The organism is Gordonia sp. WA4-43 (assembly GCF_020520305.1).
GTDB classification, from domain to species: domain Bacteria; phylum Actinomycetota; class Actinomycetes; order Mycobacteriales; family Mycobacteriaceae; genus Gordonia; species Gordonia hongkongensis.
This window is the reverse complement of record NZ_CP084736.1, coordinates 2211049-2231799: the sequence shown is the minus strand read 5'-3', so window position 1 is coordinate 2231799 and position 20751 is coordinate 2211049. Positions and strand designations below refer to the sequence as shown.

At 68.1% G+C, this 20751-nt stretch carries 16 protein-coding genes and 2 pseudogenes; 13 read left to right on the top strand and 5 right to left on the bottom strand.

The annotated features are described in order from the left end of the window. Window positions 1-11: 11 nt before the first annotated feature. Window positions 12-881: a 3-hydroxyisobutyrate dehydrogenase gene (mmsB, locus tag LEL84_RS09965; protein WP_078113642.1), complete on the top strand. Its 870-nt coding sequence runs from the start codon at window positions 12-14 to the stop codon at window positions 879-881. A gap of 69 nt (window positions 882-950) precedes the next feature. On the opposite strand, the gene LEL84_RS09960 is transcribed toward mmsB, so the two are convergent. The 3 genes from LEL84_RS09960 to LEL84_RS09950 all read right to left on the bottom strand — a co-directional run bounded on the left by LEL84_RS09960 (window position 951) and on the right by LEL84_RS09950 (window position 3107). Further along, window positions 951-1820 carry a DUF559 domain-containing protein gene (locus tag LEL84_RS09960; protein WP_226513942.1) on the bottom strand — a complete coding sequence of 290 codons (870 nt, stop codon included), beginning with the start codon at window positions 1818-1820 and terminating at the stop codon, window positions 951-953. Between the two features lie 114 nt (window positions 1821-1934). Next, on the bottom strand, window positions 1935-2438 hold the full coding sequence (locus tag LEL84_RS09955) for a MarR family winged helix-turn-helix transcriptional regulator (RefSeq protein WP_058253826.1): 504 nt from the start codon (window positions 2436-2438) through the stop codon (window positions 1935-1937). A 72-nt stretch (window positions 2439-2510) separates the two neighbouring features. Continuing rightward, window positions 2511-3107, bottom strand: a complete 597-nt coding sequence (locus LEL84_RS09950) for a TetR/AcrR family transcriptional regulator (RefSeq protein ID WP_226514280.1) — start codon at window positions 3105-3107, stop codon at window positions 2511-2513. 51 nt (window positions 3108-3158) lie between these two features. On the opposite strand from LEL84_RS09950, the gene LEL84_RS09945 reads away from it, so the two are divergent. Then, on the top strand, window positions 3159-3650 hold the full coding sequence (locus LEL84_RS09945) for a DUF4188 domain-containing protein (RefSeq protein ID WP_078113659.1): 492 nt from the start codon (window positions 3159-3161) through the stop codon (window positions 3648-3650). 643 nt (window positions 3651-4293) lie between these two features. After that, window positions 4294-5898, top strand: a pseudogene (locus LEL84_RS09940) (condensation domain-containing protein); the annotation flags it as partial. 505 nt (window positions 5899-6403) lie between these two features. Here the strand turns inward: LEL84_RS09940 and LEL84_RS09935 are convergent. Then, on the bottom strand, window positions 6404-7033 hold the full coding sequence (locus LEL84_RS09935) for a TetR/AcrR family transcriptional regulator (RefSeq protein WP_137810304.1): 630 nt from the start codon (window positions 7031-7033) through the stop codon (window positions 6404-6406). Between the two features lie 278 nt (window positions 7034-7311). Between LEL84_RS09935 and LEL84_RS09930 the strand changes: the two genes are divergently transcribed. The 9 genes and pseudogenes from LEL84_RS09930 to LEL84_RS09890 all read left to right on the top strand — a co-directional run bounded on the left by LEL84_RS09930 (window position 7312) and on the right by LEL84_RS09890 (window position 18139). After that, window positions 7312-8901: an amino acid permease gene (locus LEL84_RS09930; protein ID WP_226513941.1), complete on the top strand. Its 1590-nt coding sequence runs from the start codon at window positions 7312-7314 to the stop codon at window positions 8899-8901. 34 nt (window positions 8902-8935) lie between these two features. Next, window positions 8936-9787 (top strand): urea amidolyase associated protein UAAP1, encoded by an 852-nt coding sequence (locus LEL84_RS09925; protein WP_068971123.1) that lies wholly within the window; start codon window positions 8936-8938, stop codon window positions 9785-9787. A gap of 27 nt (window positions 9788-9814) precedes the next feature. After that, window positions 9815-10495, top strand: coding sequence for an urea amidolyase associated protein UAAP2 (locus tag LEL84_RS09920; RefSeq protein WP_068971122.1), 681 nt, complete (start codon window positions 9815-9817; stop codon window positions 10493-10495). A 58-nt stretch (window positions 10496-10553) separates the two neighbouring features. Continuing rightward, window positions 10554-12623 (top strand): 5-oxoprolinase/urea amidolyase family protein, encoded by a 2070-nt coding sequence (locus tag LEL84_RS09915; protein ID WP_226513940.1) that lies wholly within the window; start codon window positions 10554-10556, stop codon window positions 12621-12623. After that, complete coding sequence (gene atzF, locus LEL84_RS09910; protein ID WP_226513939.1) at window positions 12620-14293, top strand: allophanate hydrolase; 1674 nt, start codon at window positions 12620-12622, stop codon at window positions 14291-14293. Before LEL84_RS09915 ends, atzF begins: the two co-directional genes overlap by 4 nt. Window positions 14294-14413: 120 nt before the next feature. After that, window positions 14414-16150: pseudogene (locus LEL84_RS09905) on the top strand (hypothetical protein). A gap of 176 nt (window positions 16151-16326) precedes the next feature. Further along, window positions 16327-16521 (top strand): hypothetical protein, encoded by a 195-nt coding sequence (locus tag LEL84_RS09900; protein ID WP_058252431.1) that lies wholly within the window; start codon window positions 16327-16329, stop codon window positions 16519-16521. Between the two features lie 182 nt (window positions 16522-16703). Beyond that, on the top strand, window positions 16704-17591 hold the full coding sequence (locus LEL84_RS09895; RefSeq protein WP_226513938.1) for a DUF3558 family protein: 888 nt from the start codon (window positions 16704-16706) through the stop codon (window positions 17589-17591). Continuing rightward, window positions 17588-18139 carry a DUF3558 domain-containing protein gene (locus LEL84_RS09890; protein WP_226513937.1) on the top strand — a complete coding sequence of 184 codons (552 nt, stop codon included), beginning with the start codon at window positions 17588-17590 and terminating at the stop codon, window positions 18137-18139. The genes LEL84_RS09895 and LEL84_RS09890 overlap by 4 nt, the downstream gene beginning before the upstream one ends. A 7-nt stretch (window positions 18140-18146) precedes the next feature. Here LEL84_RS09890 and LEL84_RS09885 read toward each other — a convergent pair whose 3' ends face one another. Beyond that, window positions 18147-18974: an acyl-[acyl-carrier-protein] thioesterase gene (locus LEL84_RS09885; RefSeq protein ID WP_068971118.1), complete on the bottom strand. Its 828-nt coding sequence runs from the start codon at window positions 18972-18974 to the stop codon at window positions 18147-18149. Window positions 18975-19074: 100 nt separating this feature from the next. Between LEL84_RS09885 and LEL84_RS09880 the strand changes: the two genes are divergently transcribed. After that, window positions 19075-20751, top strand: a complete 1677-nt coding sequence (locus tag LEL84_RS09880; RefSeq protein WP_226513936.1) for an FAD-dependent oxidoreductase — start codon at window positions 19075-19077, stop codon at window positions 20749-20751.

Sequence of the window (20751 nt, the reverse complement as noted above, 5' to 3'; positions counted from 1 at the left end):
AAGCAGAGACAATGACGACGATCGCCTTCCTCGGCCTCGGCAACATGGGTGGCCCGATGGCCGCCAATCTGGTGAAAGCCGGTCACACCGTCCGCGGTTTTGATCCGGTACCCGAGGCGGTGAAGACCGCGCAGGACAACGGCATCGCGACCTTCCCGGCCGCCATCGAGGCCGTGTCCGCCGCCGAGGTCGTGGTGACGATGCTGCCCAACGGCGGCATCGTGAAGAAGCTGTATGACGAGATCCTGCCGGCAACTCCGACCGGAGCCCTGTTCATCGACTCGTCGACGATCTCGGTCGACGACGCGCGGGACATCCACCAGCGCGCCACCGAGCACGGCTTCGCACAGGTCGACGCCCCGGTCTCGGGTGGGGTGAAGGGTGCCGTCGCCGGCACCCTGGCGTTCATGGTCGGCGGCGAGGACGAGGCCTTCGCCGCAGCGCGCACCACCCTGGATCCGATGGCGGGCAAGATCATCCACTGCGGTGCCGCGGGTGCCGGCCAGGCCGCCAAGGTGTGCAACAACATGGTGCTCGCCGTCCAGCAGATCGCGGTGGGGGAGGCCTTCGTGCTCGCCCAGAAGCTGGGCCTCGACGACCAGGCGCTCTACGACGTGATCACCGGCGCCACCGGCAACTGCTGGGCCGTCGAGACCAACTGCCCCGTCCCCGGGCCGGTCCCGACCTCGCCGGCGAACAACGACTTCAAGCCGGGCTTCGCGACCGCCCTGATGAACAAGGACCTCGGCCTCGCGATGGACGCCGTCGCCAGCACCGGCGCCCGTGCGCCGTTGGGCACCCACGCCGCACAGCTCTACCGCGGCTTCGCCGAACAGCACGCGGACCTCGACTTCAGCGCGATCATCACGTCGCTGCACTAAGTCGTTCGCCGACCTCACGAGATTCGTATGACGTTGTGCCCGGTTTCCGGGCACAACGTCATACGGCTTTCAGGCGGCGGGTCGTCGGAGCACGGCCCTGACGTCCGCGGCGACCTGGGCGGGCCGGTCGACGAGGTCGGTCCACGTGAAGTTGAGGACAGTCCATCCGTTGGCGGTGAGCAGGTTGCGCTTGGTGCGGTCGCGCTGGAAGGCTGCGGTGTCGCGGTGGAAGGAGAAGCCGTCGATTTCGACTGCGATCTTCCTGTCGGGAAAGGCGAAATCGATGACGTAGCCGTAGGCGGGCATGTTCGGCATCCAGCCGGAGATCCCAGCGGCGGTCAGCAGTTCGGTGGTGAGTCGTTCGGCTTCCGATCGTGCTCCGTCGCCGAGGAGTTTCAGATAGGCAGCGACGCGCGGTGCTCCGTGGCGATTGGGGTAGCGGTCGTGGGCGGCGCGGAGGGCGTCGAGGGTGACGCGGGTGCCGAGTAGTGCTGAATCGAGGATGCTGATCCCGAGGTCGAGGGAGGCGTCGAGGACGGACAGCGCGGCGCTCGTTGTTCGGAGGCCTTGATGCTCGGTGATGTCGTCGTCGTGTAGTCGCCGGAACCGGACCACCGCGGTCGCGGACGAGCGTCGGGCGCTGCCGCGGGTCGGGGTGTAGACGAGGTGTTTTCGGGGTTCGGTGTCGTGCAGTCCGAGCCACCAGGCGGCCGCTGGTCCGCCGAGTACCGCCGTGTTGTGCACCGACAGGACCGCGATGCGGGCTTGAGCCCGGGCTGTGCGGTGGTGCCCGGCGACGAGGTACACCCCCCGTGCTACCGCTTTCCACTCGCCGGCAGCGACTTTGCGTTGGATAGTCGACGAGCTCGCACCGCAGTCGCGCGCTTCTCTGGTGGAGAACACGCCGTCCCGGCGGGCAGTGAGTTCGGCGAGATCCATGGGGTTTCGACGCAGACGATGACCGCGCGGTTCCATCGCCGAGCAGCTGTGCGAATCCGTATGACGTCGAACCCGGATTCCGGGCACAACCTCATACGGATTCCGCGCGCCGATTCAGAAGTCCCCGTTGTGCTTGCGAAGCGACTGGATGGCGCCGACCAGGCCGGTCATCTCGTCGTCGGACATGCCGACGTTGCCGAACACCTCGCGGTTGAGGGTCTCCGTGGCGTCGCCCACCGTCTTGCGGCCGAGGTCGGTGATCTCGACGAGCGTGGTACGTCCATCGGTGGGGTGCGGGACGCGGCGGACGAGCCCGCCCTCCTCGAGGCGACGGATCGCGTGGGTCACGCTGGTCACGTGGACCTGGAGCCGGTCACTGGCCTTGGTGATCGGCAGGGACCCTTGACGCGAGAACGCCAGCAGTCGGAGCAGTTCGAAGCGGGAGAAGCTGAGATCGAACGGACGCAGGGCGGCCTCGACACGGGCGAGCAGGATCTGATGGGCGCGCATCACCGACGTCACCGCGACCATGCCGTCGGCCACCTCGCCCCACCCCGCCTGGGTCCAGTTCTCCCGTGCTTCGGCGATGGGGTCGAAATCCATGCTGCGCCCTGCCATACCGACACCCTAGTGGGGTGTCTCCGAAGGAGGCGAGACGTACCGACGGTGCGCGTGCCCTCGTCCCGCCGGTCAGGCACCAGGAGTTCGCCATCCGTCGATGATGGCCGTCGCCGCGGCCATCGGGTCGGCGCCGGCCGGGTAGTTGCCGGACAGGAGCAGCGTCGCGGTCCCGTGCACCTGTGCCCACAACGATGCGACGACGGTGTCGATGTCCGCGGTGCGGAGTGCGCCCGAGGAGATGGCTCGCTCGACTCCCTCGCGCAACGGCGTGATCGCACGGGTCGCGGCCGAGCGGGTTTCCTCGGTGCGCTCGACCCCGGCGAGCACGTCCCCGAACATCAGCTCGTAGAGGCGCGGATTCTCGAGCGCCCACCCGACGTAGGCGACCCCCAGGCCGGCGAGCGTCGCCGGGTCGGTTGCGGCGTCGCTCGCGGAGCGCTGGGCCCGCGCGAACGAATCGAAGGCCCGCACCAGGATCGCCCGGGACAGGCCCTCCTTGTTGCCGAACAGCGAGTAGACGGCGGTGGTGGAGGTGTCGGCGGCGCGAGCGACCTCCCGCACCGACAGCGCACCGATGCCGTCGGCGGCCACCATGCGAACCGCCTCGTCGAGGAGCCGGACACGGACGTCTTCGGTGTGGGATCGAGGTCTTGCCATGTCCGCAATCGTTTCATAACATCGTTTCGTAACAAGGTTACGAAATGTCCTGGAGGTCTCATGTCCGCTCGCCGAGCCGCCCGCATGACCAACGACACCCCGCCCCCGGGCACGACGGTGTTCTTGATCGGGATGCGGGTGACGCGACCCTGGCGGGTCCGCGCCTGGCTGCCGGTGCTGACGTCGATGTCCCGGATGCTGATCCACCTCCGGCGCCGACCGGATGCGGGCATGCTCGACGCGCGCCTCTATCTGGGCGGTTCGCCGATGGTGTTGTCGTACTGGCGCAGCGCCGACGATCTCCGACGGTTCGCGTCCGACCCCGACGCCCCGCATCTGTCCATGTGGCGGTGGTTCAATCGCGAGCTCGCCGACACCGACTCGGTCGGGATCTGGCACGAGACCTATGTCATCGGCGAACACGAGACCATCTCGAGCGGGATGCCCCCGCAGGGCCTGGCCCGGGCGGTCGGGTGGCACCCCGTGGGGCCGGGGACCGCAACCGCCTCGGCTCGGTTGACGCGCAACCGGCCGGCCCCGCAACGTGGCTGACCCAGGTGCAGCTGCGTTCACTCTTTCTCATTCATCAGTCGTGTCGTCTCAGCGAATGACATCGATGATCATCTGGTTCCGAGTCGTCGACATCGGCGTCGAATTCCCGATGAGTCCGGTCCGGCGCCAAACGCTGAACATGGATAAGCGATTCGTTAGCAATGACACCTAAAGATGATCCGTCCATTCTGGGCGATTTGCGCGAGAAGGGCGTGATGGACCGATTGATCGGTCGCCCGAAAGAACAACTGCTTCTTGTGGTTTGACAGCCTCCGTGTGAATAATGAATCCACATTCGCTTTTCGAATGAGTTGATCTGAAAATCAGAGACACGGGCGAAAATCCACGCCTTCCGGAAAACTCATCCGAATGAACCATCGAATTCTCCGTGACCAGTCTGAGACGTTTTATCGCGATCCATTACCTCGACTTTACTGACGTTTTGCCTTTGCCGAAAAGGGATGTCGGCGAAAGTTAATCGGGAGTATGGTCCGATTTGTCGACGGGGCGACAGCTCTCCAGGGGGGCTTATCTGGCTTGATCTCGCGCGGGTTGTGAATTGTCCATCCCGTGGTCTGCGGGGGGCGCCCGGGTGGTCCTGATACCCGGACGAGTGCGATCGATACGAACGCATGGAGGCCACGTGACCATCTCAGACAAGGATCTCGTCACCCTGTCCGCGCACTCCTCGTCGACCCGGATGCCGGCCGATGACCATCCCACGGAGACGACCGGGGCCGCCACGCCGGCGAGACCGGATCCCGGTGTGGACTCACTTCCATTGTCCGCCGCGCAGCGCGGCATCTGGTTCGCCCAGCATGTGGCCGGTGACCTGCCGATCTCGGTGGCACAGTACGTCGACATCGACGGCGAACTGGACACCGAGTTGCTGACGGAGGTCTGCCTGACCACCGGGCGGGAGTTCGGCTCGGGACACCTGCGCCTGGTCGTCGTCGATGGCGAACCGCGGCAATACGTCGCCTCCCAGAGCGCCCCGGTGAGCACCGTGGATCTACGCGACGAGGCCGATCCGACCGCGACAGCGCACCGGCTGATGCTGCTCGACTACACGAGACCGCTCGACCTGCTCACCGATGACCTGATGACGAGCATCGTCTACCGCGTCGGGGACGCGCACTACATGTGGTACCTGCGGGCGCACCACATCGCGCTCGACGGATTCGCCGCGGTGACGATGGTCCGGCGGATCACCGAGCTGTACAACGCGGCCGTTCGCGGCGATCCCGCGCCGCCGTCGAAGGCGAGCGACATCGCCGACATCATCGCCCAGGACGCGTCCTACCCCGGGTCGACTCGTCACGACAACGACCGCAGGTACTGGAGCGACCATCTCGACGGCGCCCCGCCGGTCGTGACCCTCGCCGGCCGGCACGGCAAGCCGACGCTGCACCCGATCCTCGTGAGCGCGCCGATTCCCGCGGAGACGGCCGCGCTCCTCGATGCGGCCGCGCAGGAGGGAGGTGGCGTGACCCCGGTGGTCGTCGCGGCGTTCGCCGGGTACCTCGCGCGGATGACCGGCAGTGCCGAAGTCCTTCTCAGCCTTCCGGTCTCGGGTCGCCACTCCGCCGTGCTGCGCCGGTCGGGCGGCATGGTGGCCAACGTCGTGCCGCTCCGTGTGCCGGTCGCCGGCCGCACGCTCGGCGACGTGGTGACCTCCGTGCAGGGGGAGTTGCTGAGTGCGCTGCGGCGGCAGCGGTACCGGCAGGAGGACATCTTCGCGGACATGGGGATGGCCCGAGACGAGTCGGCGTCCTTCGGGCCGGCGGTGAACCTCATGATGGTCGACAGCGAGGTCGTGCTGGGTGAGGTCACCGGGCGGTTGCACGTGTTGACCTCGGGTCCGACGTCCGATCTGTTCGTCAACATCTACCCGGGCGCGGGAAAGAGCAGCACGCACATCGACTTCCAGGGCAACCCGAACATCTACACCCCGGACGAGCTCACCGGGCACCACCGTCGCTTCCTGATGTTCCTGCACGCCTTCCTCGGCGGGGCGTCCGACGATCGCGTGGGACAGCTCTCGTTGCTCGACGAGCATGAGCGGGCGACATTGCTCCCCGTGCGGGGCGCGCGTTGCGCCCCGCCGCGGGTACTCGCCGACATTCTCGCCGAAACGGTTGCGCGACAGGGAGAATCTACCGCGGTGTGCGCCTCCGGGCGTTCGATGACGTATCGCGAACTCGACGCCGCCTCGTCGCGCCTCGCGCGGCGCCTGCTCGCCGCGGGCTTCGCCCTCGCGGTCGGCGGTGTCGTCGGCGGCGGACTGGGTCTGCTCTTCGGTATCCCGTTCCTGCCCACCGGACTCGTCGTCGGTCCCGTGGTGGGGACGGCTCTGGTCGCCACCCTCGTCGCGCTGCCCGCGGTCGCGGCCGGTGTCGCGATCGGCGCCGCGCACGGTTACGACAAGGGCTGGAAGGTGCCGGTCGACAAGCCGCGACACCTGCGCGCGGACGCCACTGAGGTGTCGGCCGAGCGGGTCGTCGTCCCGCATCAGCCGCGGCATGCCGCCCCGGAGCCGGTCGTACCGCAGGTCACCGGGCCGGTCGGCCGGCAGCTCGCCCCGACCCCCGCGGTGAAGCAGGTCGAACCCATGCGGAGTGTCGGGAGTGGTCCGGCGGACTGCTCCATAGTGCGCAAGATGGAGGTGGCGCTGCAGGGTGGCGTGATCGGAACCTGCTAGCCGTCACGCTCGCGGGAATCCCGTAGCGACGTGGGCCATGTGCGCTCTGTTGCTACAGGATTCGCGAGATCGCGTCGACGACGGTGGCGGCGAGACCGGCAGCCGTGTGCTCGCCGAGCTCGCCGCGCTGTTCGTCGGCGCGCATCATGATGACCGACTCCACCAGCCGGAAGGGGAGCAGCGTCCGCTTGTCGGTGGCATCGCCGAGTGCCGCGGCCGCCAGGGCGGCATACGAGTCGGCCAATTCCTGGCGCGCCGAACGGAATTCGACGAACCGCTGGTCGGCGACCTCGGGCAGCAGGTACAGGGCACCGAGGTTCCACCGCGACTGCGCCAGCTGATCGACGTCGAAGCGTGCGAGCTCCAGCAGTCGCGCCAGCGCGGGTCCATCCCCGTCGAGGAGTACCCGCGCGCGGTCGAGTGAGGCGACGACTGTCGTCTCCAGCAGGGTCGCGAGAATGTCGTCTTTGGTGCCGAAGTAGTGGTACATCGACGCCTGTCTGATGCCGACCGCCTCGGCGATCATGCGTGTCGACGTCCCGGTGTACCCGTGGCGGGTGAACAATTCGGCAGCGGCGTCGAGGATCTCCTCGCGCGCGGTCTGCCCGCGGCGTCGGGCCTGTACCAGGCGCGGGCGGCCGCGGCCGGTCGGCGTCGGGGCCGTACTCGAGCCGGACGGCATGTCGTCTCCTCAATTGCGTCAACAGATCTCGCAACCCGGGCATCTTGTGACCCGGATTTCTCGACCCTAGCCGACAGACCGCGTGCTTCGGCCGTTCGCGGACCCGCCGACCGGGGAAATCCCAGGCACGTTACGCGGACGTAACGGGAGTTTTCACGACCGGAACAATTCTGTCAATCGATAGAAATCAGCGAGGGCTTACCTATCAGGTGACAGGAAACAGTGCCTGCCTCAACCGTGCTCAACGTGGAGCTTCTTCTCGGAAAGGAAGACCGCGCATGACCTCCACCCCCGAAGTGGCTCCCGCGGCATCGCCCTCCTCGGCCGCTGGATCATCGTCCGGCCCGGGCGCCGGAGATGCCGACGCACACGACCTCTCGGCACTCGGCTACGACCAGCAACTCCATCGTTCGCTCGGCAAGTTCGCGTCCTTCGCCGCCGGGTTCTCGTTCGTCTCGATCCTGACCACCATCTTCCAGTTGTTCGGTCTGGGTTTCGGTTTCGGCGGCCCGGCCTTCTTCTGGACCTGGCCGATCGTCTACGCCGGCCAGTTCCTGGTGGCGCTGTGCTTCGCCGAAATCGCGGCGCGATACCCGATCTCGGGCGCGATCTACCAGTGGTCCCGCCGAATGGGCGGCGAGGTCGTCGGTTGGTTCGGCGGCTGGTTCATGATGATCGCGCAGGTCGTCACCGCTGCCGCGGCCGCGATCGCCCTGCAGGTCGTCCTGCCGTCGATCTGGATCGGCTTCCAGATCATCGGCGACGACCCAACCCTCACCACCACGAGCGGTGCGGCCAACGCGGTGCTGCTCGGCTCGGTTCTGCTCGTGGTCGTGACCGCCATCAACTGTGTCGGCGTCCGGTGGATGAGCCGGGTCAACAGCATCGGCGTCGTCTGCGAACTCGTCGGTGTCGTCGCGGTGATCCTGGCACTGTTCACCCACGCCCAGCGCGGTCCCGACGTCGTCTTCGACACCGGCGTTCCCGGTCAGCAGCCCGGTTACATCTGGGCGTTCATCGTCTCCGGTCTGATGGCCGCGTACGTCATGGTCGGTTTCGGGTCGGCGGGTGAGCTGGCCGAAGAGACGAGGGACCCGCGCCGCGTCGCACCGCGCACCATCCGGATGGCGCTGACCGTCTCGGCCATCGGCGGCGGACTGATGCTGCTCGGCACCTTGATGGCGGCACCCACCCTCGATGAGCAACTCGCGACCGGCGGTCTGCCGTACGTCCTCGATTCCGTGCTCGGCAGCTTCTGGGGCAAGGTCCTGCTCGCCGACGTGGCCGTGGCGATCTTCATCTGCACCCTCGCCATCCAGACCGCCTGCTCGCGTCTGATGTTCTCCATGGCTCGCGACGGCCGGCTCCCGTTCTCGGCGCAACTGGCACATGTCAACAGCCGCACCGGGACCCCGATCCTGCCGTCGATCCTGATCGGTGTGCTCTGCATCGGCATCCTGCTCGTCAACGTCGGCAACTCGGCGATCTTCGCGACCCTCGCCAGCGTGTGCATCATCCTGATCTACCTCGCCTACCTGGCCGTCACCGGCCCGATGCTCTACCGGCGGTTCCAGGGCTGGCCGCATCGCGGCGGCCGGGACACGCCGGCCGTCGACGCCGGTGGCCGAAAGCTGTTCAGCCTGGGCCGACTCGGGATCGTGGTGAACGCCCTCGCGGTGCTCTACGGCGTCCTGATGGTGATCAATCTGGCGTGGCCGCGGGCCGAGGTCTTCGACCCGTCCGGTGAGATGCCGATCCTCCGCTGGGCCGGCCCCATCTGCATCGTGGCGACCGTCCTCGTCGGCATCGCCTGCTACCCCCGCGGAAAAGAACACCCGCGACCGGTGACGACCTCCCCGTCCGCCTGAGGCCGCTGCGACCATCTACAACAAGGAGTTCCGAATGAGCACGATCACCGCGGCAGGTACTGGGACGACGACCGGCGCCCGCGAACACGCCCGTGCGCAGGCCGGTGCCATCACCGACAGCATGCCGGTGGTGCCGGCATCGGCTTGGCCCAACCCGCCCGCCGACGTCCCGGCCACCTCGCTGACCTGGGCGGAGGCGGTGCCCGGTGGCCGCTACACCAGCAAGGTCCTGGCACGGGGGACCCGGTTGCGGCTCACCGATGTGGCCGGCGCGGCCTGCGCACATCTGCTGCTCTGGCGCGCCGACGCGCCGTGGGAGCGTCTCAACGTCGCCGACACCGTGAAGGTCCCGTGGCAGGCGTACCTGGGTGCGGGTCATCCGCTCCTCAGCGATCAGGGCCGCGTGCTGGCAACCGTGGTCGCCGACGATTCCGGTCACCACGACGCCCTGTGCGGTACCTCGACCCTCGCGGGCAACACCGCGAGATATGGAGCCGGGGAGGTGCATTCGGGTAGTCCGGCCGGACGTGAGCTGTTCACGCTCGCGGCCGCGAAGCACGGTCTGACACCTACGGATGTGGCGCCGTCGCTGTCGTTCTTCCACGGCGTCACCGTCGACGCCGACGGGACACTGCGCTCGACGGGCAGCGCGGGCCCCGGGCGTTCGGTCGATCTGATCCTGCATCTGCCGTGCACGGTCGCGATCGCCAACACCGCGCATCCGCTCGACCCGTCGCCGCATTTCGACACCACCTCGCTGGAAGTGCTGGCGTGGCAGGCGAAGAGCGATCTCGACACGCTGCTGGCCGAGGTCGCCGGCACCGACCCCGAGTACCAGCGCGCGGTCGCCAACTCCGAAGACGTCTGGGCCGCGGCTCATCACTGAGCCGACCCGCAGAGAGGACCACCCATCGTGACCGAGACAAACACCGCACTCATCACCGATTTCGCCTCGGCGCCGGCCGCCGAACTCGCTCTCGTCCCCGGCACCGTCGTCGACGACGCGCATGTGGGCGACCGGGCTCCGTGGTCGGGCGTCGTCGCCGCCGGCGACGTGCTGACCATCGTCGACCTGCACGGCAACCAGGCCGTCGACACATTGTTCTACGCCGCCGCCGACACTGCCCAGCGGTATTCGGCCCAGGCGACGATCGCCGCGCAGGGCAACATCTTCCTCACCACCGGCAGCGTGATCCGTGACCACGACTCCACTCCGCTGATGACGATCGTGGCCGACGAGGTCGGCAACCACGACACCCTCGGCGGCGCCTGCTCGCAGGAGTCCAACACGCTGCGCTACGGCCACCACACCAAGCACCAGCACGCATGCGTCGAGAACTTCCTCATCGAGGGCAGCCGGCACGGCCTCGGCAAGGCCGACCTCGTCGGCAACGTCAACTTCTTCATGAACGTCCCCGTCGATCCCGACGGCTCGCTGGGGATCGTCGACGGGTTGTCCGCCCCCGGCAAGCGACTGGCGCTGCGCGCCGAGGTCGACACCCTGGTACTCATCTCGAATTGCCCGCAGATCAACAACCCCTGCAACGGATTCGATCCGACGGCGGTGCGCGTCATCGTCACCCGGCCGTCCTGACCTCCGTTCATCTCCACGCCCCCGGGCGTCGCCTGACTCCGACGAGGATCCCACCATCATGTCTGCCACCACCACGGGCGCGGTGACCGTACTGCGGTCCGGTCCGCTCACCACCATCCAGGACTGGCCCGGCCGGGTCGGGTTCTGGAAGGTCGGCGTACCCCCCTCCGGTCCGATGGACGACCTGTCCTTCCGGCTCGCCAACATCGCTGTCGGCAATCCGGGGACGGCAGCCGGTCTCGAGATCACGCTGATGGGGCCGGCCCTGCGGTTCGACCGGTCCGCGGTCGTGGCCGTCACCGGGGCTCCGGTCCCGGTGACGATCAACGGAACAGTTGCACCGCAATGGGTTCCGCTGACTCTCGAACCAGGTGACGTGCTCGACATCGGATCGATCGGCACCCTCGGCATGCGGGCGTATCTGGCGGTGGGGGGCGGGTTCGACGCCGCCGATCACCTCGGGAGCCGGTCCACCTTCACCATGGGGAAGTTCGGCGGGCTCGACGGGCGGGCGCTGGTGGCCGGCGACGATCTCGCGTTGCTGGGTGCGCCGGCCGGCGCGCCCCGGCGCATCCTGTCCGACGAGCAGCCGGCGTTCACCAACAGCTGGCAACTGGCGGTGACCGTCGGACCCCACGGCGCCCCGGAGTTCTTCACCGAGGACGACATCGCCGATCTGTTCGCGACCGACTACGAGGTGCACTTCAACTCCGACCGGACCGGTATCCGGCTGATCGGCCCCAAACCCCGGTGGGCGCGCGACGACGGTGGCGAGGCCGGTCTGCACCCGTCGAACATCCACGACACCGCGTACTCGGTCGGCGCCCTCGACTTCACCGGGGACACGCCGATTCTGCTCGGCCCGGACGGCCCGAGTCTCGGTGGGTTCGTGTGCCCGGTGACGGTCACGACCGCGCAGCGCTGGAAGCTCGGCCAGCTGAAGCCGGGTGACACGATCCGGTTCGTCGCGGTGCGCGGTGACCGTGCGGCCTCGCCCGCCGAGGTGGGGCTGGGCCGGCGGGCGTGCTTCGTCGACGTCCTGTCGTCGGGCGGCGACGCCGACAACGGAATCCTGGGCACCACGACGACCGCCGACGGGTCGACCACCGTCACCTATCGCCGGTCCGGCGACGACAACGTGCTCGTCGAGTACGGCGAGATGCACCTCGACCTGGCCCTGCGGGCCCGGGTGCATGCGCTGGCCGAGCGGATCGCCGCCGAGAAGCCGCGCGGGCTTGTCGATCTCACGCCGGGAATCCGCTCCCTGCAGGTGAAGGCGGACCCGGATGTGTGGTCGCAGGCGCAGATGCTGGAGTGGCTGACCGAATGCGAGAGCCAACTGCCGGCCGCCGAAGACCTCGTGGTGCCGAGCCGCACGGTGCATCTGCCGCTCTCGTGGGACGACCCGGCCACTCGCGAGGCGATCGAACGGTACATGCTCGGCGTGCGGTCTGACGCCCCGTGGTGTCCGTGGAACATCGAGTTCATCCGCCGGATGAACGGCCTGGACTCCGTCGACGACGTGTACCGAACCGTCTTCGACGCCAGTTACCTCGTCCTCGGCCTCGGCGACGTCTATCTCGGTGCGCCGGTGGCCGTTCCGCTGGATCCACGCCACCGCCTGGTCACGACCAAGTACAACCCCGCCCGCACCTGGACCCCGGAGAACGCGGTGGGTATCGGCGGCGCCTACCTGTGCATCTACGGCATGGAGGGCCCGGGCGGTTATCAGTTCGTCGGACGGACAACCCAGGTGTGGAATCACCGGCATCCGTTGCCGGCCCCGGGTTTCGATCCCGAACATCCGTGGCTCCTGCGGTTCTTCGATCGAATCCACTGGTATCCGGTCAGCGCCGAAGAGCTCTTGGACATGCGGGCCGACGTCGCCGCCGGGCGCGGCGACAGCACGAAGATCGTCGACGGTGAGTTCTCGCTGGCCGCGCACCAGCGCTTCCTCGACGAGCACGCCGGCGACATCGCGGCTCGCCGGGAGACGATGGAGATCGCCCGTGCGGAGGAGCGCGAGAGATGGTCGTTACAAGGTGAATTCGCTGCGCGAGCGGCCGGTGTGAGCGTGGCCGACGGCGGCGCGTCGGAGCGCGCGGACGACGAGGAGCGGGTGGCATGAGCAGGATCGACGAGGTGTACGCGCGGATCGCCGAGGCGGATCGTCCGGAGGTGTTCATCACGCTCCGGCCCGAGGCCGAGGTGCGTGCCGAATACGAGCGGTCCGTCGCGACCGGCGGCCCGCTGGCGGGCATTCTTCTCGCGGTCAAGGACAACGTCGACGTCGGCGGTCTGCCGACCACCGCCGGGTGTCCCGGTTTCGCTTTCACCCCCGAGGCCGATGCGCCCGCGGTCGCCGCCCTGCGTGCGGCCGGCGCGGTGGTGCTGGGCAAGACCAATCTCGACCAGTTCGCGACCGGACTGGTGGGTACTCGCAGTCCCTATGGTGCGGTGCGGGATTCCCGACGCCCCGACCGCATCTCGGGTGGATCGAGCTCGGGGTCGGCGGTGGCGGTGGCCCTCGGATTCGCCGACATCGCCATCGGGACCGACACCGCCGGGTCGGGTCGGGTGCCGGCGGGCCTGCAGGGCATCGTCGGCGTCAAACTGACCCTCGGTGTCGTCTCCACCGACGGAGTCGTACCCGCCTGTCGGAGCTACGATGTCCTCACGATCTTCGCCGCCGACCTCGCGCTGGCCGACCGATCGGTTGCGGTGATGGCGAAAGCCGCTGGGACTCGCCCCTTCCCGAAGTCCGTGCCCTACGCCGCGCCCGAACGCCCGGTCGTCGCCGTGCCCACCGAGCTGCCCGGTCTGGACGACAGGTGGCGCGCCGCGTTCGACGACGCGGTGCATCGTGCCGAGGCGGCGGGGCTCATGATCAAGACCATCGACTTGTCGCCGTTCCTCGAGGCCGCCCGGCTCCTCTACGACGACGCGCTCGTCGCCGAGCGATACGAGGCGGTGGGGGACTACCTCGATTCCGTTGCCGATCCCGGCGCCGCCGGTCTCGATCCGACGGTGTCGGCCATCATCGGTGCGGCGGACCGATTCTCGGCGGTCGACCTGTTGCGCGCCCGTCGTCGTCTCGCGGACCTTCGGGTGGCGGCGATGGAGCAGTGGGGCGATGCGACGGTCCTGATGGTACCGACCGCGCCGGCGCACCCGACGCTCGCCGAGGTGGCCGCCGATCCGGTGGGCGTGAACTCACGAATGGGCACGTACACCAACTTCTGCAACCTCTTCGACCTGTGCGGACTCGCGGTGCCGGCCGGGACGGTCATCGAAGGAGACGGCAGCACAGCACAGTTCGGCGTCACGTTCCTGGGCGTCGCGCATGCCGACGCCGTGCTCGTCGACGTGGCACGTCGCTTCGTCGGTGACGACTCGGTGGCGCCCTCCTGGGCGGAGCCCGACGATGCGATCGAACTCGCGGTCTTCGGGGCGCACATGCGGGGTGGGCCACTGACGCACGAGCTCAGCGGACGGGGTGCCCGGTGGGCCGGCGAGGTCACCACGACCCCGTCGTACCGTCTGGTCGCACTCGACACGACCCCGCCCAAACCGGGACTGATCCGCGATCCCGAGGCCGGCCGTGCGATTCGCGGCGAGGTGTGGACGCTCGCTCCGTCGGCGCTGGGGGAGTTCCTGGCCGCCCTGCCCGAGCCGATGATGCTGGGCAAGGTCGAGATCGCCGCGGGAGAGAGCGGTCCCGCCCGCTGGGTCGTGGGATTCGGGTGCGCCGCCGACGCCGGTGCCTCTGGTCAGGGTCTCGACCGCGACCGCTGGTAGGGGTGGGACGTCTGACCAGAACCGCCGATTCGTGCCATTTCCTCCGATCGACCATCTGTTCACCGAGCGTGATGATTCACTTACTCAGCTCGGGCGGTCGGGGAGAAGAGGGTGGGACGGATGACCAGGTTGGGGCGCAGCGGAATTCAGCGATCGGAGAAGGTCGCTTGACGAGAGAACCGGAAGCAGCGGCGGCAGCATCGTGCGATCGCGGGGGCGGCCGCGTTGGCGACCGTCGCCGCGATCGGCGCCGGACAGGTCGCGGAACCGGCGGTGGCCGAGGCCGCGGTGATACCACCGGCGATCGGCGAACTCGATGACTGGCTGAACGGTTTCGACAGCGGAAACCCGCTCGGCGGTCTGATCTCCGAGATCGGGAACGGCGCGCTCGCCGACATCGCGGAGCAGTGGCGCATCCAGAGCTGTATGTCTGGCGGCGTCCGGGACGGGGCCGACTGCTCTCAGTCGAGCACCGAGCTCGGCGGCATCGGACTCGCCGTCGTCCTGCCCGACCGCATCGAGGTGGTGCCGGTCGCGATCTACGATCCGGTCAAGCAGGTGTTCGACACCGTGTCCGGTTCGGTCCTCGGAGACACTCTCCGCTTCCTCGGCATCGACCTGCCACCGACGATGACCGACGCCCCCGCCACCGAGGGCTCGGCGACGGTCGCCGGGAACGGTTTCCAGTTCGCGCTCGCATACCGCGGCGGCGACGCGACTGCGACATCGTATCTGCCGCTGAGCATCGCGACCGCGGGGGCGAGTGACGGACGGACGGCGAGGTCGTTCGCACTGATCGGGATGGCACACGCGTGGAACACCGGGCCGCTCGACGTCACGGTCCTCGGCGAGACGATCACGACGATCCCCGGCGTCAAGGGCGTGGGTTGCTATGGCGGCCTCACCGGTGCCCATGCCGACGGCGTCGGAGCCTGCGCGAACGTGCTGGGCTCCGTCGACTTCCGGTGGCAGCAGCCGAACGGCGAACTCCAGTTCGCGCTCACTGACCCGACAGCGCTGATCGCCGATCCGGGAGGGGTTCTCGGCGGACTCGGCGCCGACGTTCTCGAGGGTCTGCTCGCCGGCGTCCTGAGTGGCTCCGGAATCGACTTCGACGGCGACTGGATGTCGCTTTCCAAGGACTTCGCCCGCCTGAGCATCGGGGGCGACTACGACCTGTTCAGCGGGAACTTCCTCCGGCTGACGAGCGATTACGGATTCACGGCTCCGATCACCGTCGACTGGCTGGGTTCGACCGTCACCTTCCGCCCGCTGGTCGAGGTCAACGGCGAGCTCCGGCCGAATCGACTGGGCCTGCCGGTCATCGAGTTCGGGCAACTCGACACCGGCGAGCTCGTCCCCGTGATCCGCATCCCGAGTTACGAGTTCCCGTTCGGTCTGCCCGCCACCGATCCAATAGACACCGGCGCGTCGAACACTGTGGCGCGCACGAGCATGTCGGTCGTCGACACATCGGCGGATTCGGCCGCCACCGACGATGAGGCCGACGAGGCCGAGAGCTACGTCGGCAAGCACCGCTCGGCCGAGGATTCCTACGTCGGCAGGCACCGCGCGCCGCTGGCCTCCGAAGAGGGTGGCATCGGGAACCCGGATGCTGGAGACTCCGACGCGCCCGAGCCCGACACCTCGGATCCTGACACTTCGGATTCCGACGGTGCCGGTTCCGACGCCGCTGACTCCGACGGTGCCGGTTCCGACGCCGCTGATTCCGACGCCGCTGATTCCGACACCGCTGATTCCGACACCTCTGATTCCGATGGCAACGACTCCGGTAGCGACTCGGACTCGAGCGCCGATTCCGATTCCGGCAGTGATTTCGGAGATGCCGCGGCCTGATCCGTTCTCGACCGACAGACTTCGACTCGACTGACAGACCTCGATCGAAGTCCATCGGTCGAGTCGAGGTCTGCCGGTCGCGGGCCCCGGGCCTGTCGCGACGCGCGGCTACCCTGGGCACACGACCCCGGGCCGTTCACGGACCGGTCCGGGTGCAACCGACCAGGGAGGGCATCATGGCCATCGATCGGGACAAGAGCAGAGCGGTGTCGGAGGTCGTGCGTCAGCACCCGGCGATGAGCCTGGTCGCGGTGTCACCGGGCATCGCGGTGTTCGTGACGTTGCTGCTGCTCGACCAGACCTTCCTGGCGATCCTGTTCCTCGTCCTGGCCGTCGGCGGGGGCGCATACCTGCTGACGCGCAAGCGCTGACGGTGTCGCCTGTTCAGCACCCGCGGCGGGCTGGGCGACCCCGCTACAGTGGTGCCCAACGAGCACCCGGCAGGGTCGAGGAGAGCGGTGAAGGGAGTCGGCGTCGTGGGCACTGAACCGGGTCGGGGCGCCTGCGCCGGACGGACTCCCGGGTTGCGGACGAGTCGGCTGGGCGGCTGACCATGTCCACCCGCGTCGATGCCTACATCTGGGCCATCCGTCTGACCAAGACCCGATCGGCGGCGGGCGCCGCGTGTCGGGGCGGGCACGTCCGCGTGAACGGGGTGACCGCCAAACCGGCCCAGCCGGTGGTGCCGGGTGACGAGGTCCGCGTACGGCTCGCCGGACGGGAGCGCATCGTCGAGGTCACCAGGACGATCAGTAAACGGGTGTCGGCGCCGATGGCCGCCGAGTGCTTCGTCGACCGGTCTCCACCACCGCCGCCCAAGGAGATCCTGGCGAGTCAGCCGCGCCGCGACCGCGGTGCCGGTCGGCCGACGAAACGTGAACGGCGTCAACTGGATCGGCTGCGCGACGGCACCTTGCTCATCGCGGTACTGGCAGCGATCACGCTTCTCGTCGGCGCCTGCTCGGACGACGAGCCGACGTCGGATCCAAACACTCCGAACACGCCCGAGGCGCCCGCCCAGGCCGGTTCCGGACCGTTCTTCGGCGAATGCGGCGGCGTGTCCCTCGAGGAGGTGGTCCGCATCACCGGGTTCGGTGGACTCACCGAGACCGTGAACAACACCTCGGTGTGCGAATGGGACACGACCGGTTCGAGGACGGGTGCCGTCGCCTCGTTCAACTGGTATCGCGGATCGCCGATCGGTCGTGAGGAGGCGAACGTGAAGTTGTCGCGCGACGTCACCAACAGACTCGAGATCGACGGCCACGAGGGATTCATCGGTTACACGCAATCAGGTCAGATCTGTGAGGTCGGCATCGGTTTCGGCGCGGACTTCTTCGAATGGTCGATCCGCGGCGACGCGGCGACACCACGGCCGATCGACGAGATCTGTGACGCCGCACGCGAGCTGGCGACGCTGTCGATAGAGCGTGCGTCGTGACGCGCGCCCTCATCGTGATCGCCGCGGTGCTGCTGGGACTGACCGCCCTGGCCGGGTGTGCGCGCACCGTCGACGGTGAGGCGGTGCCGTTGGGGGCCGCGGACCAGTCCGGCAGCAGCGACATCGACACCGACCAGTTCGACCGGCTCTTGCTCGAATGCGATGTGCTACCCGACGCGATGATCGCCGATGTCGTCGCCGGCGGCGGGTTCGCCGAACGGTCGTTCAGCGGGGCCATCTGCCGATGGCTGGTCTCCGGCACCACCGACGTGGTGAGTGTGACGTTCAACTGGTTCGAGTGGGGCAACGTCAACGTGGAGAAGGAGACGGCCAAGAAGCTCGGGTTCCAGACCGAGAACATCAAGGTTGCCAGCCAGTCGGCGTTCACCCAGCGCAGTCCCGACCGGCCGGGCGTCTGCGGTGTGACCGCCCGTGCGCCGAGCCGCGGCATCTTCACCTGGTTCGTCGAACCTCGCAGCGCGCCCCAGGGCGATCCGTGCGAGGCGCCGATCAAGCTGATGGAGTTGCTGCTCCAGGGCGGTCAGTAGAAGTTGCTCACCCCGGGAGCGGCCCGACGACGACGCTGGCCGCGACCACGAGTTCGTCGCCGGTGCCCGGCATCATCAACCACACGGTGAGCCGGTCGTCCTCGCGCACCCGGCGCAGGACCAGCCGCGTGCCCGGCACGATGGGCCGCAGGTACTCGATGACCACCCGGTGCGGAGCGTCGACCAGGTCGGGATGCTCGACGAGTTCGTCCTCGATCGCCTCGAGGTAGGCGGCATTGTTGAGGTGCTTGAACGGGTCGAAGTCGGTGATCCGGAGAACGTGTTCACGGTCGGGGAAGTCGATGTCGGCGGCGTCGGGGGCCTTCTCGGGGTTCATCGACCGCCAGCGGAGGCGGTGCTCGTCGGTCATCGCCGACAGCATCGCGAAGGCGTCGTCGGACAGGCGTGACGGCACGCCCTGCTCGTTGACGTTGATCCAGAACGCCTCGGTCTCGATCAGGCCCGCGGGACGCGGTCGGGGGTTGAACCGGTTGGTCTCGTGCTCGGCGGTCAGGCGCACGCGCATGTTGGTCCAGCGCGTCGACAGGGCACCGCACCACCGCTGCGCGGTCACCGTACCCGGCCAGGTGATGGGCTCGATGACATCGATGATGGTGCGCCGAACGATCCAGAACGGGTCGGTCGCGCTGAACTCGGTTGCCTCGAGGTTGTCGTTGGCGACGTCCTGCAGGTAGCGGGCCACGGCATCGAGGCGCACACGCATGTCCTGATCGACGTCGCCGGTGCGGACGCGATAACCCACCTCGTAGAACTGAGCACCAGGCTTGCGATCCGGAAGTGATGCAACCGACACTGCTGGCGTAACCTGGCTCACTCGAGTCCCTCCGATAGGTCGCCGGTATCTTTGCGGCTAAGATACATTCAATCGGAAAAATAGAACACGTTCTACGTGTCGGATCACGAGGAAACAGCAGATGGCGCATGTGATTACCCGCCCATGTTGCAACGATGCCAGTTGCGTGAGCGTGTGTCCGGTGAACTGCATCCACCCCACGCCCGACGAGCCGGAGTTCCTGACGGCGGAGGCCCTCTACATCGATCCGGAGACCTGCATCGATTGCGGCGCCTGCATCGACGAGTGCCCGGTGGAGGCGATCATCCCCGACGATCAGCTGGACGAGCGTGACGAGCCGTATCTCCAGATCAACGCGGACTACTACAAAGACCACGACGTCGAGGGCGGCCTCGTGCCACCGCGCAAGGCACCCAAGCTGCCCGAGAAGGAACTGCACGTGGCCGTCGTGGGTGCCGGGCCGGCGGCCTTCTACGCCGCGGAGGAGCTCGTCCGCAAACCGGCCATCAAGGTCGACATGTTCGATCGGTTGCCGACGCCCTACGGACTCGTGCGCGCCGGGGTCGCACCGGACCACAGCGCCACCAAGGGCGTGGAGAAGACCTTCGCCTCGGTCGCGGCGAAGAAGAACTTCACCTACTACCTCAATGTCGAGGTCGGCAAGCACATCAGCCACGACGAGCTGGTCGCCCGCTACCACGCGGTGATCTACGCGGTCGGCGCCGCGACCGACAAGCGGCTGGGCATCGAGGGCGAGGATCTGCGCAATTCGGTCGCCGCGACCCAGTTCGTCGCCTGGTACAACGGTCACCCGGACTTCGCCGACCTCGACGTCGATCTGTCGGGTGAGCGGGCCGTCGTGGTCGGCAACGGCAACGTGGCACTCGACGTCGCGCGCATCCTCGTCACCGACCCCGACGAGCTCGCCAAGACCGACATCGCCGACCACGCCCTCGCGAAGCTGCGTGAATCCAACATCTCCGAGGTGGTGCTCCTGGGCCGCCGCGGCGTGGCGCAGGCGGCCTACACCAACAGCGAGTTCCTGGCACTCGGTGACGTCGACGGTGTCGACGTCGTTATCGACCCCGACGAGCTGGTCCTCGACCCGGCCTCGGAGGCGGCGCAGTCCGATGACACGCTCGACTCGACGATAGCCACCAAGGTGCGTCTCGCCCGAGAATTCGCCGAGCGTCCGCAGACGCCGGGGAACAAGCGCATCGTGTTCCGGTTCCTCACGTCTCCCGTCGAAATTGCCGGTGACGGGGAAGTGGCTACGCTTACGTGCGTGCGCAACGCCTACGCCGACGCGACCGGGACAGTCGCGGTGACACCCACCGAGGATCGGTTCGACCTCGAGACCGGACTGGTCCTGCGGGCCATCGGTTACCGGGGCGTGCCGGTCACCGACCTACCGTTCGACGAGGGGCACGGCGTCGTCCCCAACACCGAGGGGCGGGTCCAGACCGCGGCCGACGGCGATGTGATGCCCGGCCTGTACGTCACGGGTTGGATCAAGCGAGGAGCGACAGGGGGTATCGGCATGAACCGCATCTGCGGTCAGGAGACCGCGCAGGCGGTCATCGCGGACTTCGTCGCCGCCGCGTTCGACGACCCCTCGACCTCGCGGGACGACGTCGCCGCACTCGTGGCCGACCGCGGCGCCAACCGCATCGACCTCACGGGCTGGAAGGCGATCGACGCCGCCGAGAAGTCCGCGGGCAGGGCCACCGGCCGGGTCCGCACGAAGTTCGTCAGCATCTCCGAGTTCGAGGCGGCTGCCACCGCCGGGGCGCAGTGA